We start from the raw sequence: 16,489 nt of genomic DNA, 5'->3' as shown, positions 1-16,489 counted from the left end.
TAACGGACTTCCGACGGCTGTCCGACCGCGTTACGACATCGCGACCACCAGCATGCGCGGACCTTGTTCCTGCGCTCGTGTTGCATGTCGATTTCCCCTTCGTACGCCCTGCTGCTTCCGCGCCGCGCAACGCCGCGACTGCTGCTCGCCTCACTGCCCTTGTTGCTGCTCGCGTGGGCGGCCGCGCGGCAGCTCGACCTGCACTGGGCGCGCTGGCTGTTCCAATGGGAAGGCGGCGCGTGGGCGCTGAAGCGGAGCGTGCTGCTGGAGGGCGTGCTGCATCGGGGCGGTCGCCTGCTGAGCCAGGTCGCCTGGGCCGGCCTGCTGGTGGCCACCCTGTGGCGCTGGCGCTCGCCGACCGCAGCGTGGACGCGGCCGGCGGCGCGCCTGCTGCTGGCCGTCTTCGCGTCCGTCGCCTGCGTGGCCGCGCTGAAGGCGCTGACCCACATGGACTGCCCGTGGGATCTGGCCGGACTGGGCGGGCAGCGGCCCTTCATCGACCTGTTCGAAACACGCCCCGCCACACTGGGACCGGCCGCGTGCTTTCCCGCGGCGCATGCCGCGGGCGGATTCGCGTGGGTGGCGCTGTATTTCTTCTTCCTGCGTGTGGCGCCGCGCTGGCGCTATGCGGGCCTGGGCATCGGCCTGCTCGCGGGCATGGTGTTCGGGCTGGCGCAACAGCTGCGCGGCGCGCACTTCCTCTCGCATGACGTCGCCAGCCTGGCGGTCTGCTGGGGCGTGGCATGCGCGGTCGAGGCCTGCTTCGGCCGCAGCGGATCCGTGCCGACGGAGTCGCGCGCATGAGCACCACCGCCCTGCACGACTCGCCGCTCGTCCGCGCGTGGCAGCGCATGCGCACCCTGCTCCTGGCGCGTCCGTGGATGGGCACGGAGACGCTGATCGTCGGCGCGTGCCTGTACTTCAGCCTGTTCGCCAATGGCGTGTTCTGGCGGGCGGCCGCACCGCAACCGCTGACGCAGTGGCAATGGGCGCTGTCGCTGTTCCTGCTGGTCACCGCCGCCAATGGCGTGTGGCTGACGCTACTGGTGTGGCGACGCACCGCCCGCGTGGTGTTGTCGCTGCTGGTGGTGACGTCCGCGCTGGCCGGCCACTACATGGCGGCCTACGGCATCTACATCGACGCCGACATGGTGCGCAACGTGCTGCACACCGACTGGCGCGAGGCCAGCGAACTGGCCGGCATCGACGCGCTGCTGCCGCTCTTCGCCACGCTGCCCGCACTGGTGGTGATCTGGCGTGTGCGGCTGCGCGAACGCACGTGGAAGCGCACGCTGGCCCTGCGCGTCGCCCTGCTGGCGGGCATGGTCGGCACCGCCGTGCTGGGCGTGCTGCCGGTGACCCAGCCCCTGACCGCGTTCCTGCGCAACCAGCGCGAAGTGCGCTACCTGGTGACGCCGGCCAACGTGCTGGTATCGCTGGCGAAGGTGGTCAGCGAAGAGCCGCCCGGCCGCGCGCGCGCGCAACTGCCGATCGGCGAGGATGCCGTGCAGTCGCCGGCGGCCACCATGCGCCGGCCGCGCCTGCTGGTGCTGGTGGTGGGCGAAACGGCCCGCGCCGCGAACTGGGGCCTCAACGGCTATGCGAGGCAGACCACCCCAGAGCTCGCACGGCGCGGGGTGCTGAACTTCCCCCGCGTCACCGCCTGCGGCAGCAGCACGGAGGTCTCGCTGCCGTGCATGTTCTCGCCGTACGGGCGCGCGCAGTACGACGAGAAGGCCATCCGCGGCCACCAGTCGGTGTTGCACGTCCTGCAGCGCGCGGGCGTGGCCACGCTGTGGCGCGACAACCAGTCCGGCTGCAAGGGCGTGTGCTCGGGACTGCAGGTGGAGGACATGCGCGCGCGCCAGGACGCCACGTTGTGCAATGGCGTGCGTTGCCATGACGGCATCCTGCTGGAGGGGTTGGCCGATGCTGCCCGCCGCCACACGGGCGACCAGGTGATCGTCCTGCACATGCTGGGCAACCATGGCCCGACCTACTTCGAACGCTATCCGCCCGCATTCCAGCGGTTCACCCCGGTCTGCGAATCCTCGGACCTGGGGCGCTGCAGCCGGGAGCAGATCGTCAACGCCTACGACAACGCCCTGGGCTACACGGACCACGTGCTGGCCACGGCCATCGATACACTGGCCGCCCTGCCCGGCTACGACACGGCGCTGCTGTATGTGTCCGACCACGGGGAGTCGCTGGGCGAAAAGGGGCTGTACCTGCACGGCATGCCCTACTCGATCGCACCCCGCGAGCAGCTGGAGGTGCCGATGGTGGCCTGGTTCTCGGACGGCTGGCGCGCCTCCACCCGGCTGGACGCGGCCTGCCTGCGGCGGGTGGCCACCGCGCCCCACAGCCACGACGACCTGTTCCATACGCTGCTGGGCCTGACCGACGTGCGGACCTCGCTGTACCAGCCGGACCACGACATTTTCCTGACCTGCCGGGCCGGACAATAATCGGCTGTCCCCGTGAGGTCTGCCATGACGGCCCTTTCCATCGTGATCCCGGTGTTCAACGAGCGCGGCAACATCGGCCCGCTGGTGCAAGAGGTGGTGCAGCACCTGCGGGGGCGCATCCCGTTCGACATCGTCTGCGTCGACGACCAGTCCCAGGACGACACCCGCGACGTGCTGACCGCACTGAAGGCGGAAGTGCCGGAACTGCGCGTGCTGGTGCACCAGCGCCGCAGCGGGCAGAGCACGGCCATCCGCACCGGCGTGAAGCATGCCCTGTCGCCCTGGATCGCCACCCTGGACGGCGACGGCCAGAACGATCCCGCCGACATCCCCAAGCTGCTGGCCGCGCGCGAGCAGGCCGATGCGCAGACCAAGCTGTTTGCCGGCTGGCGCGTCGACCGCAAGGACACCGCCAGCAAGCGCTGGGCCTCGCGCTGGGCCAACCGGATCCGCCAGCGCCTGCTGCGCGACGACACGCCGGACACGGGCTGCGGCATCAAGCTGTTCGAGCGCGCCGCCTTCCTCGACCTGCCCTACTTCGACCACATGCACCGCTACCTGCCGGCACTGATGCAGCGCGCGGGCTGGAAGACGGTCAGCGTGCCGGTATCGCACCGGCCGCGCGGTTCGGGCCAGTCCAAGTACACCAACCTGGGCCGCGCGCTGGTCGGCATCCGGGACCTGATGGGCGTGTCCTGGCTGATCCAGCGCAGCCACGTCACCCCCGTCAGCGAGATCGGCACGGGACGCAAGCCATGAGCGTGATGAACCAGGAAATCGTCTGGCTGGGCTGGACCGGCCTGCACATGACGCCGTGGAAGCTGATCGGCCTGACCGGCGCGGCGATGTTCGGCGGCCGCTGGCTGGTGCAGTTCGTCGCTTCGCGGCGCGCGCGCCGTCCGGTGATCCCGCGCCTGTTCTGGTACATGAGCCTGGCGGGCAGCCTGATGGCGCTGAGCTACTTCCTGTTCTCGTCCAAGCAGGACGCGGTGGGCGTGCTGCAGAACCTGCTGCCGGCGTTCACCGCCGCCTACAGTCTGTACCTGGACATCCGCCACTCGCGCCAGCAGCGCGAAGCAGGAACTGCGCGCTGATCAGCTGCGGTTGGGCGTCAGTTTCAACAATCGCCCGCCGCCGCCGTCCTCCAGCAGCCACAGCGCACCGTCGGGTCCCTGCTCGACTTCGCGGATGCGCCGTCCCATCGGGTAGCGCCGCACCTCGCGCGCCTGCGTGCCGTTGAATTCGATCTCGATCAGCGCCTGCGATGCCAGACCGCCGATGAAGCCCTTGCCCCGGTACCACGGAAAGAGGTTACCCGAGTAGATGACGAAGCCCGCCGGCGCGATCACCGGCGTCCACCAGGCTTCGGGCGCATTGAACTCCGGGCGCGTGGCATGGTCGGGGATCGGCGTGCCGTCGTAGTGGTCGCCGTTGGAGACCACCGGCCAGCCGTAGTTGCTGCCGCGCTCGATGAGGTTCAGTTCGTCGCCGCCGGCCGGCCCCATCTCGTGCGTCCACAGCCGTCCCGCATTGTCGAACGCGATGCCCAGCAGGTTGCGGTGACCCAGCGTCCACACCTGCGCCGCGATGCCACCCTGCGCGGCGAACGGATTGTCCGGCGGCACGCTGCCGTCGTCGTTGAGGCGGATCAGCTTGCCGAGCGCGGATTGCAGGTCCTGCGCTGGCGTCATCGCCTGGCGGTCGCTGGAGGTGATCCACAACTTGCCGTCCGCACCGAACGCCAGCCGGTGGCCGTAGTGGCCTTCCCCGTTGACCTTGGGCAGCTGCCGCCAGATGACCTGCAGGTTGGACAGGCTGCCGCCGTTTCCGCTCGCATCCAGCGTCAGCGTGGCGCGCGCCACCGCGGCGCCGCGCGTGCTGCCGCTGCCCGCTTCGGCATAGCTCAGGTAGACCAGACGGTTGTCGGCGAAGCGCGGATGCAGCAGCACGTCGCCGAGTCCACCCTGGCCGCCGTAGGCGACGGCCGGCACACCGGTGACCTGGCCTACCTGGCCGGTGGCGACATGGGCCAGGCGCAGGGTGCCGCGCTTTTCGGTGACCAGCAGGCGGCCGTCGGGCAGGAACGTCATCGCCCAGGGCTCATTGAACGTGGCGACGGGCGTGCTGGTGAACGGGGGGTCGGGCACGACGCGGGGTGGCGACATGCCGCCCGCAGTGCGCCCTGCGCCGGATACCGGGGCAAGCGTGGCCGTTGCCTGGGGCAGCGTCCCCTGCGAGGCGGGAATTCCCGCGGTTGTGGCGACGCGCTGGGGGCTGGACGCCAGCACGACCCGCGCACCGTTCTCGTCGACCGTCGCGCGCTGGCAGGACGCCAGGCACACCAGACAGGCAAGCAGCAACGGCCTCTTCATGCGGACGCTCCGGCGACGGTGACCGTCGTTGTACGCCGGGTCGGCGAAGAAAAGCGTGACGGTCGCCGGGCCTTCAGACCTTCAGGTACCAGCCCCGCCGGTCCATCGCCCACACCACCCACCACCACACGCCGACGAACGACAGCGCGAACGCCAACGACGGCACGTACGGGCCGAAGCGCGGCGTCATCCAGTCGGCGAATCCGGCCCGGTACAGCGGCTCCATCCACCCGAGTCCGAGCAGTACGTACGTCATCACGGCCGCACCGACGTACGCGGCGATGGCGTTGGCACCGAAGCGTCGCCCCGCGGCCGGCCATCCCTGCCGGTCCACCGCCACATGGGCGAGCGCCAGCGCGAGCAACGCGCAGCCTGCGGTGAACAGCGCAAACGACGAGGTCCACAGCGACTTGTTCAACGGAAACACGCTGCTCCACGCCAGGCCGATGGCCACGGCCGCCATGCCGGCCGGCACCAGCATGCGAAGCGCACCGCCCCGCAACCAGGCGCCGGCGCGAACGCCGATCAGCGTGGTGGCGATGGCAGGCCACGTGCTCAGCAGCCCCTCGGGGTCCTGGCCGCGCGCAAGCGTGGCATCCCACTGGTAAAGCCACGGGGCGAACAGGGCCGTATCCACCCGCGCGGGCAGATTCGTGTAGGGGGCGTAGCCGAACGGCGCGAGCAGCGCCCAGTAGCCCAGCAGGATCACGCCGATCAGCGCCCACTGCGTGCGCGGTTTCGCATACAGCGCCACCAGCCCCACGATGGCGAAGCACACGCCGATCCGCTGCAGCACGCCCCAGGGACGGACGTGCGCACGGTCCAGCATCAGGTACGCCAGCAGGTGCAGCGCCAGGCCGAGCGCGACGATTTTCGCCGCGCGCCACAGCAGCGCGCGCACCAGCACGTCGCGCGCCACGCCTGCCTCGGCACGCGGCACGATGCCCAGCGAAACCGACACGCCGACGATGAAGAGGAAGAACGGGAACACCAGGTCGGTCGGCGTGACGCCGTGCCATTCCGCATGCAGCAGGGGTGCATACACGTGCGACCAGTCGCCGGGCGTGTTGACCAGCAGCATCGCCGCCACCGTCAGGCCGCGCAGCGCGTCGACGGACGCGAACCGGACCGGCGCGGCGCTCATGCGCGCAGGATCACGCGCCGCCGATCCAGGTACCGACGACCTGCAGGTCGTCGTCCAGCGCGACCAGGTCGGCCCGATAGCCGGGCGCGATGCGGCCGTGCGTGGCCCCGAGGCCAAGCAGATCGGCGGGATAGGTGGACGCCATGCGCGCCGCTTCCTCCAGCGGCAGATCCAGCAACCGTACGCAGTTGCGCACGGCGCTCGCCATGTCCAGCGCCGACCCCGCCAACGCACCGGCCGCATTCCGCACCACGCCATCGACGGCCGCGATGGTTTCGCCATAGAGATCGAACGACGGATCGTCCGCACCCACCATCGGCATCGCATCGGTCACCAGGAACACCTTGCCGCGCGGCTTGGCCGACAGCGCCACCCGCAGGCTGGCCGGGTGCACGTGCACGCCATCGACGATCACGCCGCACCAGCAACCGTCGTCTTCCAGCGCCGCACCCACTGCGCCGGGCTCGCGCCCCTGCAGCGGCGACATCGCGTTGTAGAGATGGGTGAACCCGGACACCCCGGCCTCGATGCCCGCAAGAATCTGTTCGTAGGTGCCCGCGGTATGGCCGGCGAACACGATGGCGCCGCGCGCGACCATCGCGCGGATCGTGTCGGCCGGCACCTGCTCGGGGGCCAGCGTCAACAGGGTCACCCCGTTGTCCAGCGAGGTCGCCATCGCGACCTCGTCCGCGCCGGGCACGCGGAACTTGGCCGCGTCGTGCGTGCCCTTGCGCGCAGGTGCGATGTAGGGGCCTTCCAGATGGATGCCGAGCACGCCCGGCACGCCCTGCGCGATGGCCTCGCGCGTCGCCGCGATCGCCCGCGCCATCACCTCGGCGTCGTCGCTGATCAGCGTCGGCAGCAAACCGGTGGTGCCGAAGCGCCGGTGTGCCTGCGCAATGGTGCGGATCGCCTCCACGCTCGTGTCGTTGTTGAACAGCGCGCCACCGCCGCCGTTGACCTGCGCATCGATGAAGCCGGGCAGCAACGTCGCGCCGTGAAGATCGTGCCGTGCCGCCTCTGACGGGATCGCATCGTCCGCGACCAGATCGGCGATGCGGCCGTCCTGCATCAGCACCGCCAGGCCTTCGACGAATCCGTCCGGCGTCAGCACGCGGGCATTGCACAGGGCGGTGGCGGTGCGCATGGCATTCATACCGTTTCGGTGACCTTGTTGAGATGCGGCGGCACGTCGGGGTTGTGGCCGCGCCGCAACGCCAGCGCATTGATCGCGCGATAGAAGCTCTGGATGGTCAGCAGCGGCGCGCAGGCCGGATGCGGGGCGTCGGCCAGCGGCAGATCGCCCTGGCGCGATGCGACCCACACCTGGGCGCCCCGACCGCGGAATTCCTGCGCCAGCGCCAGCGTGCCGGCCTCGGTTTCGTCCGGCTGGGCGAAGCACAGTACCGGGAAGCCCGGACCGACCAGCGCCATCGGCCCGTGCTTCACTTCCGCCGAGCTGTAGGCCTCGGCATGCAGGCCGCAGGTTTCCTTGAACTTCAACGCCGCTTCCTGCGCGGCGGCCAGGCCCAGGCCGCGGCCGAGCACGAACAGGTTGTGCGCACCCGCCAGCCCATCGGTCAGCGGCGACCAGTCCGCCTGCCAGGCCCGCTGCAGCGCGTCAGGCAACGCATCGGTGGCGGCATGCAACGGCGCTTCGTTCTTCCAGTGGGCGGCCAGCTGCAGGATCGCCGCGAGCGAACCGAGATAGCTCTTGGTCGCCGCCACGCTGCGCTCGGGACCGGCGCGCAAGGGCAGCACGGTGTCGGCCAGCAGCGCCAGCGGTGAGTCTTCCACGTTCACCAGCGCCACCACGCGCGCACCGGCCTCCTTCGCCTGCGTCGCATTGCGCAGCAGGTCCGGACTCTTGCCCGACTGCGAGATCACCACGTACAGCGCGTCCGCCAACCGCTGCTTCGCTTCGTATACCGAGCCCACCGACGGCGACGCCGAGGCGGTGACCACGCCGAGCTGCGTCTCGAACAGGTATTTCGCATACGTCGCTGCGTGATCCGAGCTACCGCGCGCGCAGGTCACCACGAACGGCGGCGGGTTGCGCCGCAGGTCGTCGGCCAGCGCCTTCACCGTGGCGGCGTTGCGCGCGTACTGGTCGGCGACGATGTCGGCGGTCTGGGCCGCCTCCTGGTGCATCAGGGTGTCGGAGGGCGCGGGCAACGGGGTGTCGGTCATGGTGTCGGGGGTTCGGGTCGGTCCGCGCGCGGACGGACCGGCGCAGTGGAACCGCGCACCACCAGTTGCGGCACGAAGCCCTGGTTGTGCACGGCGGTGGGATGGTCGTCGTACGCGTCCTGGCGCAGGCCGGCGATCAGCAGGCGCGCGGCCTGCTTGGCGATGTCCTGCGTGGCCTGCTTGGCGGTGGTCAGCGGCGGCCACGACTGTTTGGAGAACGGACTGTCCTCGAAGCCGGCGATGGACAGGTCGTAGGGCACGTTCATGCCGGCGGACTTGGCCGCCGCCAGCACGCCGGCCGCGATCTCGTCGTTGGAGCCGAAGATCGCGGTGGGCGGTTCACGCAGCGCCAGCAATCGGCGCGCGCCACGGAAACCGTCGTCGAACGTGTAGTCGCCCGGCACGACGAGATGCTTGTCGAGCGTGATGCCGTAGTCCTTCAGCGCTTTCTCGTAACCGGCATAGCGTTCGGTGCTCGACCGGTGCGCCAGTCCGCCCCACAGGAAGCCGATGCGCTGGTGGCCGAGCTGGATCAGGTGTTCGGTGATCTCGTAGGCGGCATCGCGGTCGTCGACATAGACGCACGGCAGACCATCTTCCGGATCTTCCGTCGCCGCGATGATGCGCACCAGCTTCACCCCGCGCGCGGCCAGCGCATTCACCAGGTCGGCGCGCTCGGACATCGGCGCGGTCAACACCAGGCCGGCCAGGCGGGAGCGCTGCACGAACTCCACCAGTTCCTCCGCCAGCAACGGCGAGGTGGAATCCACCGGATGGATCTGCAGGCCGAAGCCGGTCTCCTTGCACGCCGCCAGCACGCCGTTCTGCACGCCGATGATGTGGTACGGGTTGGGGTTGTCGTACACCAGTCCGATCACGAACGGCGTGCCACTGCGCAGGTTGCGCGCGGACTGGTCCGGTTCGTAGTCCAGTTCGGCGATGGCGTGCAGCACGCGCGCGCGCGTGCCCTGCAGCACCGACGGTTCGTTGTTGATGACCCGGGACACGGTCTTCAGCGAGACCTTCGCGCGTTCGGCGACGTCCTTGATGGTGGGTCGGCGCATGGGCGTTTCCGTCATGGAGGCGAGTCCGCCATGATGCCGCGTTCCGGCACGGCCGTCGCCGGCCGCGGACGACCCGCCCGATGCCCTGCCGCCGCGCTGTGAAAGGTGGCGGTCCGCTTGTTGCGGATGCCCGTCGGCACGCCGTGTCGTGCGCCATCGATCAGGCCCGTCGTGCCCGCGCCCGGGCGCGCCGCGGGCTGCAGCAGCGCCAGACCACCGCCGATGACGCACGGGCCGGCCGGCGCACCGGGATACCCCCATTGGAGGAAGGACCCGGCGAGCATCACCGCCGCCCCTGTCAGCGCGACCGGGCTGAGGGCCAGTCCCTTGCTTACACCGCTGCGTCTGGACAGCGCCGCCGGCTGCGTCAGGAAGAAGCGGGGCACGCAGGATTCCATCGGCTTGAGGAAGGCGCTGATGGAGCACGCCTTACCGACGAGGGCGAACGAGCGGAGCGGGGCGTAACCGTTACCGGCGACCATGCAATCCCCGGTTCCGGCGCGCCCGCCAGGTCCGCGGCCAGGAGCGGGAATAACGTTGTCATGGCCGCGCGAACGGATCGAGAAAAGGCGAGGGTCCGGCCCCCTTCGGGCTGAGTGATGTGAGTGCAGCGGCATCATGCACTGCAGCATGAAGTCCATCGGACTCGCCCCTTCTCGTCTTCCGGGAGACTGCATTGAACACATTCCTGCGCGCAATCGAATGATGAATACGGCAATTGTTGTCATTCTTCGACATCACTTGGCCGCTCGAACGCCTATTTCATGACAGAGTCTTGACAACGTTGTCAAACACTTTCCACACTCCGGCCCCATCGGGATGAGGGGTCCCGGCCGCGGACATGTGGGGAGACGTGTGGTCGCCATTGCCAATCCATTGCCGACAGAGACCAGCCGCGGGGCGCACGACGCCTTCATCGCGGCGGACGTCGGTGGCACCCACGTCCGCATCGGTCTGGTGCGCGGCAGCGGCGACGCCGGCACGCCGGTCCACGTGCTGGAGTACCGCAAGTACGCCTGCGCCGAGCACGCCGGCCTGGGCGACATCGTCCAGGACTTCCTCGCCCACCTGAGCCTCGACCACGGACGGGTGACGCGCGGCGTGATCGCCAGCGCCGGTTATGCGCTGGAAGACGGCACCGTCATCACCAACAACCTGCCGTGGCGCCTGTCGCTGGCCGACCTGCGCACGCGGCTCGGCTTCGACGACGTCCGCCTGGTCAACGATTTCGAAGCCGTGGCGCATGCCGCCGCGCAGGTGGATGCCAGCCAGGTGCTGCAGCTGACCGGCCCCGCCATCGCACCGGCGCGCGGCCCGACGCTGATCCTGGGTCCGGGCACCGGCCTGGGCGCAGCCGTGTGGATCCCGACCGGCGCACGCGCGGTGGTGTTGGCCACTGAAGCCGGACAGGCCGCGCTCACGGCCGGCAATGCGCTCGAGATGGCGCTACTGGCCGAGATGCTGAAGACCCGCACGCACGTACCGGTCGAACACGCCTTGTCGGGTCCGGGCCTGCTGAACCTGCACGCGGCGCTGTGCGCCGTCCGCGGGGCCGCGCCTTCGGGCTACATGCATCCGGGCCAGGTCACGGCTGCTGCGCTGTCGGGCGAGAGCCCGCTGGCGCGCGAAAGCCTGGACGTGTTCTGCGGCCTGCTCGGCAGCGTGGTCGGCGACATGGCCCTGCTCTACGGCGTGCAGGGTGGCGTGTACCTCGCCGGCGGGATCCTGCCCAGGATCCGCGATTTCCTGATCAACAGCAGCTTCGTGGCGCGCTTCCTCAACAAGGGAACGATGCGCGAGGCGCTGGAACGCATTCCCGTGAAGCTGGTGGAGCACGGGCAGCTCGGGGTGGTGGGTGCCGCCAAGTGGTACCTGGAGCAACAGCAGGAAGATTGAAGAGCAAGCGCCGGGACAGGCGTGGCGTCGATTGCAGTAACGGCTTCAGCACGGCGGAGCAAGCGCGAGCAAGACCTGCCGAAACTCAAACAATGAATGATGGGAGAGACATCATGACGTACCGCAGATCCATCCTTTCCGCCGCCATCGTGACCTGTCTGGGTGTGGCGGTGCAGGCACACGCGCAGGACGCCCAGCCGACCGGCACCCAGGCGACCGACCTCGACACCGTGGTGGTCACCGGCATCCGTGGCAGCGTGGAGAAGTCGCTCGACGTCAAGCGCGAGGCCAAGAGTCACGTGGAAGTGATCACCGCCGAAGACATCGGCAAGATGCCCGACAAGAACGTCGCCGACTCGTTGCAGCGCATCCCCGGCGTGACGGTCAGCTCGGCCGGCGCCAACGAAGGCGGCTTCGACGAGAACGACCGCGTGTCGATGCGCGGCACCAACCCGAGCCTCACGCAGACGCTGTTCAACGGGCACAACATCGCCTCCGGCGACTGGTTCGTGCTGAATCAGACCGGCACGGTCGGCCGCAGCGTCAGCTACACCCTGCTGCCGTCGGAACTGGTCAGCCAGATCGTCGTGCACAAGTCTTCGCAGGCCAGCCTGGTGGAAGGCGGCGTGGCGGGCTCTGTCGACATCATCACCCGCAAGCCGCTGGAGTTCGCGGAAAACTTCACCGCGGAAGCATCTATCGGTGCCGTCTATTCCGACCTCCCGAGCGAAACCGAACCGCAGTTCAGTGGCTTGCTGAACTGGAAGAACGACGCCGGCACCCTCGGCGTGCTGGTCCAGGCGTTCTCGGAAGAGCGCAGCTTGCGCCGTGATGGCCAGGAACTGCTGGGTTACGAGCAGATCGCGCCAGGCAGTGCGGTCGCACTCTCCAACCCCGACCTCGCCGGCGTGTGGTATCCCACGATGATCGGTTCGGCACTGTTCGAGCAGAAGCGCGAGCGCAAGGGCGGCCTGCTCGAAGTCCAGATCAAGCCGACCGACGACCTGACGCTGGGCGTGAACGCCTTCGTGTCGGACCAGAAGGCCGGCAACTACAACCGCAACTACCTGCTGTGGGTGACGCACTTCCTGGCACAGGGCAATGGCCAGGCGCCGCTACCGGGTTACGTCGTCCGCAACGGCACCTTGGTACAGGCCGACTTCGCCGGCGTGCCCGGCACGACGTATGGCGTATACGACCAGATCTCGCGTCCTGATGCGAGTGCAGACTCCTCGTTCATCGCGTTCGATGCCAAGTGGCAGCCCAGCGACTCGCTGGTGCTGAAGGCGCAGCTGGGCACGTCCGACGGCACCGGCGAGACGCCGACCCAGGACGTGGCAGAGTGGAACGTGGGCATCGGCGCCGGCGGTGGCTGGGGCCTCAACGGCGTCGGTGCCGCCGACTGGTACATCGGCGGCAATCCCGCCAGCAACGCTGCCGACACGCTGGGCTGGATCTTCGGTTACCAGGACGTCAAGGTCGAAGACGAAGAGAAGTGGGGTCAGATCGATGGCGAATACTTCATCGACAAGGGCGCCATGTCCTCGCTGCAGTTCGGCGCTCGCTATGCCGAGCACAGCCGTGAGTCGCTGGGCGCGACCGGCCAAGGGCCGGCGTGCAAGGACGCGAGCGGCAACACCGTCGCATTCGACTGGGGCCAACCGTACTTCTGCCCGGTCGGCACGCAGTCGCCGTTCGATCCGGCCAACTACCCGACCGGTGGCTACGCCAACTATCCGGGCGACTTCGCCGACGGGCTGGGCGGTACGTTCCCGCGCGACATCTGGTACTACTCGCCGCAGCAGCTGGCTGCCTTCAACGACCGCTTCACCAACCGCAACCCCACCACGCGCACCGACTGGGCCGGCCTGTACGGGATCCACGAAGAATCGTCCGCGGCCTACGCGCAGCTGAACCTCGAAGGCGACCGCTGGAGCGGTAACGTCGGCCTGCGCTACGTGCGGACCGAAGAACGCATCCACAACAACGTGTCGGGCACAGGTTCGCCGGATGCGATCACCGGTTCGGATTTCGGACCTTACTTGCCGGTCATCACCCGCCATACGTATACCGACTTGCTGCCCAGCGCCAACTTAAAATTCGATATCACCGAGGACCTGGTGGCCCGCGTCGCGGCTTCGCGCACGATGACCCGCCCGGACTACTCGGCCCTCGCGGGCGCCGTTTCGCTCAGCCCGCCGCCGTCCGTAGGCGCACCGGGCTCGGGCAGCGGCGGCAACCCCGACCTGAAGCCGATCCTGTCCACCAACTTCGACGTGTCGGTGGAGTGGTACTTCGCACCTCGCGCGTTGCTGGCCGCCAGCGTGTTCTACATGGACCTGAAGGACTACGTGTCCTACGGCCAGGAGACGCGCCAGTACATGACCTACAGCACGACCAACCCGCAGGGCTACCTGGCGGACTACGTGCTGACGGTGCCGGTCAACAGCGACGGCAAGGTCAAGGGCGTGGAGCTGACGTACGAACAACCGATCGGCGACAACTTCGGCATCAACGCCAACTACACGTATGCCGACGGCGAACAGGATGATGGCCGCGACCTGGTGGGCACCTCGAAGAACACCTACAACATCGGGGCGTACTTCGAGAACGACCGCTTCAACGCGCGCGTGAACTACACCTACCGCTCTGAGTTCTACAGCGGCCTGGATCGTGCCACCGCGTTCTACCAGGACGAGACCGACGTTCTGTCCGCGTCGCTGGGCTACAAGGCGACGGACTGGCTGACGGTCACGCTGGATGGCCTGAACCTCAACGAGCCGAAGCTGAAGTACTACGCGCTCAACCGCGACCAGCCGCGTTCGATCTACCAGAACGGCCGCCAGTACTACCTGAACTTCCGCTTCAAGTTCTGATCGCATCACCGATGTAAGGGAACGCTCTCCCTCTGCGGGCCTGGATTTGTCCGGGCCCGCTTTTTTTTGGCACTCTCCGCTCGTTCGCCCACGAGGATTCCGATGAAACGACCCTTCGTCCGTCGCGCCCTGGCCGGCATGGCCATCACCCTGCTGGTCCTGGCCGGTTGCGCCCGACCGGACAGCGATGCCGGCGCCGCGACCGCTTCGGCGCCCGTCACGCCGGCCCTGATTCCCGCGCCCGCCACGCTGCAGGCGGGCGAAGGATCGTTCGTCATCAATGCCGACACCCCTCTGTCCGCCACCGGTGAACCGGCGACACGCGTCGCCGGCCAGTTCGCCGCCTACCTTCAGTCGGCAGGCGGGCCTGCGCTGGCGATCGCGGACGCCGATGGCAAGAAAGGCATCCGCTTCGTACTGGAAACGGGCGATGCGGCTGCGGCCTCGCCCGAGGCCTACACGCTGGACATCACGCCCGATGGCGTCACGGTGAAGGCACGTGACGAGCGCGGCCTGTTCTACGGTGCGGTGACGCTGTGGCAGCTCGCCACCCAGGGCGACAAGGGCGGCGTCACGCTGCCGGCGCTGCATATCGAAGACGCACCGCGCTTCGCCTGGCGCGGCTTCATGCTGGACCCGGCGCGCCATTTCCAGACCGTCGACGAGGTGAAGAAGATCATCGACGCGATGGCCCTGCACAAGCTCAACACCCTGCACTGGCACCTGACCGACGACCAGGGCTGGCGCATCGAGATCAAGCAGTACCCGAAGCTCACCGAAATCGGCGGCTGCCGCATTCCCGCCGGCGATGGCGGCAAGGACCCGAAAACCGGTGAGCCGCGCCCTTATTGCGGTTTCTACACGCAGGACCAGATCCGCGACGTGGTGAAGTACGCCGCCGAACGCCACATCACCGTCGTGCCCGAGATCAATGTGCCCGGTCACGCGACGGCGGCGCTCGCTGCGTATCCGGAACTCGGCTCCACCGACACGCCGCTGGTGCCGTCCAGCGAGTGGGGCGTGTTCCCCAACCTGGTCAACGTGGAGGAACCGACGATCGCTTTCTTCGAGAACGTGCTGGGCGAAGTGGTGCAGTTGTTCCCGGGCACTTACGTGCACATCGGCGGCGACGAAGCAGTGAAGGATCAGTGGGAAGCGTCGGCACGCGAGCAGGCCCGCATGCGCCAGGTCGGCGCCAAGACCGAAATGGATCTGCAGGGGTATCTGGTCGAGCGGCTGGAGAAGTATCTCGCCGGACACGGCAAGCGCCTGATCGGCTGGGACGAGATCCTGGAAGCCAAGCTGCCGCCGGAAGCCACGGTCATGTCGTGGCGCGGCATCGAAGGCGGCCTTAAGGCCGCGCGCCAGGGCCATGACGTGGTGATGTCGCCGTCGAACAAGACCTACCTGGACTACCTGCAGACGGCGTCGCCGAACGAGCCGCCGGGTCGCCCCGCACTGATCACGTTGCAGGACGTCTACGCGTTCGAGCCGGTGCCGCCGGAGCTGGAGGAAAGCCAGCGCCACCACATCCTCGGCCTGCAGGCCAACCTGTGGACCGAGCACACGCGCACGTTCGCGCGCCTGCAGCACAACGCCTTCCCGCGCCTGGCGTCGGTCGCCGAAACCGGCTGGACGCCCGCGGCGAAGAAGGACTTCGTCGACTTCACCCGCCGCCTGCCCACGCAGCTGAAGCGCTACGACGCCATCGGCCTGGGCTACGCGAAGACGCCGTTCGAAGCGATGATCGCGACCGAGGACGACCGCAAGGCGGGTACCGTGAAGGTCACGCTGTCGAATCCGCTCGGCTATCCGGTGCACTACACCACCGACGGCAGTGAACCGACATCGACTTCCAAGGCCTTCGCATCGCCGCTCGACCTGAAGCTGCCGGTCACCGTGCGTGCGGCGGCCTTCGCCGAGGGCCGCGCGCTGGCGCCCGCCACCACGTTCGAGCTGACGCCCGCCGCACTGCTCACGCGCACCGACGAGGCGATGGCCGTGTGCCCCGATGCGGGCCGCCTGTTGCTGCGTCTGGAAGACGACGGCCCGGCCGAGGGCGAACGCGCGATCTTCAATGCCACGATCTTCTACCCGTGCTGGCAGTGGAACCAGGCCGACCTGGACGGCATCGCGTCCATCAAGGTGCGTGCGGGACGCATCCCGTACTACTTCCAGCTGGCGCACGACGAGCCGCACCGCACGTTCGAACCGGCCAAGTCGCCGCTGGGCGAGCTGGAAATCCTGGGAGGCGGCTGCAAGGGCCACACGCTGGCCAGCGTGCCGCTGCCGGCGGCGCCAGGCGCGGACGGATTCCTGGACCTGGACGCACCGCTGCCCGCCGGCACCGCCGGCAGGCAGGACCTGTGCGTGCGCTTCACCGGCGACACCCGGCCGCAGATGTGGGTGCTGGACCGCATCACGCTGCAACCGCGCTGAGGCATGCTGCCGTCGAAGAAAAGCCGGGTAATGCCCGGCT

The 16,489-nt window shown here is 68.7% G+C and carries 13 protein-coding genes; 7 read left to right on the top strand and 6 right to left on the bottom strand.

Features of this window, described 5'->3' with window-relative positions:
- Positions 1 to 84: 84 nt before the first annotated feature.
- The 4 genes from IAE60_RS04505 to IAE60_RS04490 are packed head-to-tail and all read left to right on the top strand — an operon-like array spanning position 85 to position 3,562.
- Positions 85 to 804, top strand: a complete 720-nt coding sequence (locus IAE60_RS04505; protein ID WP_187574024.1) for a phosphatase PAP2 family protein — start codon at positions 85 to 87, stop codon at positions 802 to 804.
- Between the two features lie 47 nt (positions 805 to 851).
- Positions 852 to 2,468 (top strand): phosphoethanolamine transferase, encoded by a 1,617-nt coding sequence (locus tag IAE60_RS04500; protein ID WP_187574664.1) that lies wholly within the window; start codon positions 852 to 854, stop codon positions 2,466 to 2,468.
- Positions 2,469 to 2,492: 24 nt separating this feature from the next.
- Positions 2,493 to 3,227, top strand: a complete 735-nt coding sequence (locus tag IAE60_RS04495) for a glycosyltransferase family 2 protein (protein WP_185894829.1) — start codon at positions 2,493 to 2,495, stop codon at positions 3,225 to 3,227.
- Positions 3,224 to 3,562, top strand: a complete 339-nt coding sequence (locus IAE60_RS04490; protein ID WP_162108628.1) for a lipid-A-disaccharide synthase N-terminal domain-containing protein — start codon at positions 3,224 to 3,226, stop codon at positions 3,560 to 3,562. Before IAE60_RS04495 ends, IAE60_RS04490 begins: the two co-directional genes overlap by 4 nt.
- Here IAE60_RS04490 and IAE60_RS04485 read toward each other — a convergent pair whose 3' ends face one another.
- The 6 genes from IAE60_RS04485 to IAE60_RS04460 form a co-directional block, all read right to left on the bottom strand.
- Positions 3,563 to 4,633: a PQQ-dependent sugar dehydrogenase gene (locus tag IAE60_RS04485; RefSeq protein ID WP_187574663.1), complete on the bottom strand. Its 1,071-nt coding sequence runs from the start codon at positions 4,631 to 4,633 to the stop codon at positions 3,563 to 3,565. It lies immediately after the preceding gene.
- A gap of 280 nt (positions 4,634 to 4,913) precedes the next feature.
- Positions 4,914 to 5,984, bottom strand: coding sequence for an acyltransferase family protein (locus IAE60_RS04480; protein WP_187574023.1), 1,071 nt, complete (start codon positions 5,982 to 5,984; stop codon positions 4,914 to 4,916).
- A 10-nt stretch (positions 5,985 to 5,994) separates the two neighbouring features.
- Entirely contained in the window at positions 5,995 to 7,140 is a 1,146-nt protein-coding gene (gene nagA, locus IAE60_RS04475) for an N-acetylglucosamine-6-phosphate deacetylase (protein ID WP_187574022.1), read from the bottom strand.
- A complete protein-coding gene (locus IAE60_RS04470) occupies positions 7,137 to 8,174 on the bottom strand; it encodes an SIS domain-containing protein (RefSeq protein WP_187574021.1) in 1,038 nt (345 codons plus the stop codon). The genes nagA and IAE60_RS04470 overlap by 4 nt, the downstream gene beginning before the upstream one ends.
- A complete protein-coding gene (locus tag IAE60_RS04465) occupies positions 8,171 to 9,238 on the bottom strand; it encodes a LacI family DNA-binding transcriptional regulator (RefSeq protein WP_187574020.1) in 1,068 nt (355 codons plus the stop codon). Before IAE60_RS04465 ends, IAE60_RS04470 begins: the two co-directional genes overlap by 4 nt.
- Positions 9,239 to 9,249: 11 nt before the next feature.
- Positions 9,250 to 9,720 carry a hypothetical protein gene (locus IAE60_RS04460; protein WP_187574019.1) on the bottom strand — a complete coding sequence of 157 codons (471 nt, stop codon included), beginning with the start codon at positions 9,718 to 9,720 and terminating at the stop codon, positions 9,250 to 9,252.
- A gap of 337 nt (positions 9,721 to 10,057) precedes the next feature.
- Here IAE60_RS04460 and IAE60_RS04455 point away from each other — a divergent pair, with 337 nt between their 5' ends.
- The 3 genes from IAE60_RS04455 (at position 10,058) to IAE60_RS04445 (ending at position 16,449) form a co-directional block, all read left to right on the top strand.
- A complete protein-coding gene (locus tag IAE60_RS04455) occupies positions 10,058 to 11,134 on the top strand; it encodes a glucokinase family protein (protein WP_187574018.1) in 1,077 nt (358 codons plus the stop codon).
- Positions 11,135 to 11,247: 113 nt separating this feature from the next.
- A complete protein-coding gene (locus IAE60_RS04450) occupies positions 11,248 to 14,010 on the top strand; it encodes a TonB-dependent receptor (RefSeq protein WP_187574017.1) in 2,763 nt (920 codons plus the stop codon).
- Between the two features lie 102 nt (positions 14,011 to 14,112).
- Positions 14,113 to 16,449 carry a beta-N-acetylhexosaminidase gene (locus IAE60_RS04445; RefSeq protein WP_187574016.1) on the top strand — a complete coding sequence of 779 codons (2,337 nt, stop codon included), beginning with the start codon at positions 14,113 to 14,115 and terminating at the stop codon, positions 16,447 to 16,449.
- Positions 16,450 to 16,489: the final 40 nt, after the last annotated feature.

Source organism: Pseudoxanthomonas mexicana, from assembly GCF_014397415.1.
Taxonomy (GTDB): domain Bacteria; phylum Pseudomonadota; class Gammaproteobacteria; order Xanthomonadales; family Xanthomonadaceae; genus Pseudoxanthomonas_A; species Pseudoxanthomonas_A mexicana.
Note: the sequence above shows the minus strand (reverse complement) of the source record. Positions and strands in the feature narration are given on the sequence as shown.

What these genes read in the sequence shown, in the direction of transcription:
- IAE60_RS04505 (WP_187574024.1), top strand. Translation starts at nt 85, where the DNA reads ATGTCGATTTCCCCTTCGTACGCCCTGCTGCTTCCGCGCCGCGCAACG.
- IAE60_RS04500 (WP_187574664.1), top strand. Translation starts at nt 852, where the DNA reads ATGCGCACCCTGCTCCTGGCGCGTCCGTGGATGGGCACGGAGACGCTG.
- IAE60_RS04495 (WP_185894829.1), top strand. Translation starts at nt 2,493, where the DNA reads ATGACGGCCCTTTCCATCGTGATCCCGGTGTTCAACGAGCGCGGCAAC.
- IAE60_RS04490 (WP_162108628.1), top strand. Translation starts at nt 3,224, where the DNA reads ATGAGCGTGATGAACCAGGAAATCGTCTGGCTGGGCTGGACCGGCCTG.
- IAE60_RS04485 (WP_187574663.1), bottom strand. Translation starts at nt 4,633, where the DNA reads ATGTCGCCACCCCGCGTCGTGCCCGACCCCCCGTTCACCAGCACGCCC.
- IAE60_RS04480 (WP_187574023.1), bottom strand. Translation starts at nt 5,984, where the DNA reads ATGAGCGCCGCGCCGGTCCGGTTCGCGTCCGTCGACGCGCTGCGCGGC.
- nagA (WP_187574022.1), bottom strand. Translation starts at nt 7,140, where the DNA reads ATGAATGCCATGCGCACCGCCACCGCCCTGTGCAATGCCCGCGTGCTG.
- IAE60_RS04470 (WP_187574021.1), bottom strand. Translation starts at nt 8,174, where the DNA reads ATGACCGACACCCCGTTGCCCGCGCCCTCCGACACCCTGATGCACCAG.
- IAE60_RS04465 (WP_187574020.1), bottom strand. Translation starts at nt 9,238, where the DNA reads ATGCGCCGACCCACCATCAAGGACGTCGCCGAACGCGCGAAGGTCTCG.
- IAE60_RS04460 (WP_187574019.1), bottom strand. Translation starts at nt 9,720, where the DNA reads ATGGTCGCCGGTAACGGTTACGCCCCGCTCCGCTCGTTCGCCCTCGTC.
- IAE60_RS04455 (WP_187574018.1), top strand. Translation starts at nt 10,058, where the DNA reads ATGAGGGGTCCCGGCCGCGGACATGTGGGGAGACGTGTGGTCGCCATT.
- IAE60_RS04450 (WP_187574017.1), top strand. Translation starts at nt 11,248, where the DNA reads ATGACGTACCGCAGATCCATCCTTTCCGCCGCCATCGTGACCTGTCTG.
- IAE60_RS04445 (WP_187574016.1), top strand. Translation starts at nt 14,113, where the DNA reads ATGAAACGACCCTTCGTCCGTCGCGCCCTGGCCGGCATGGCCATCACC.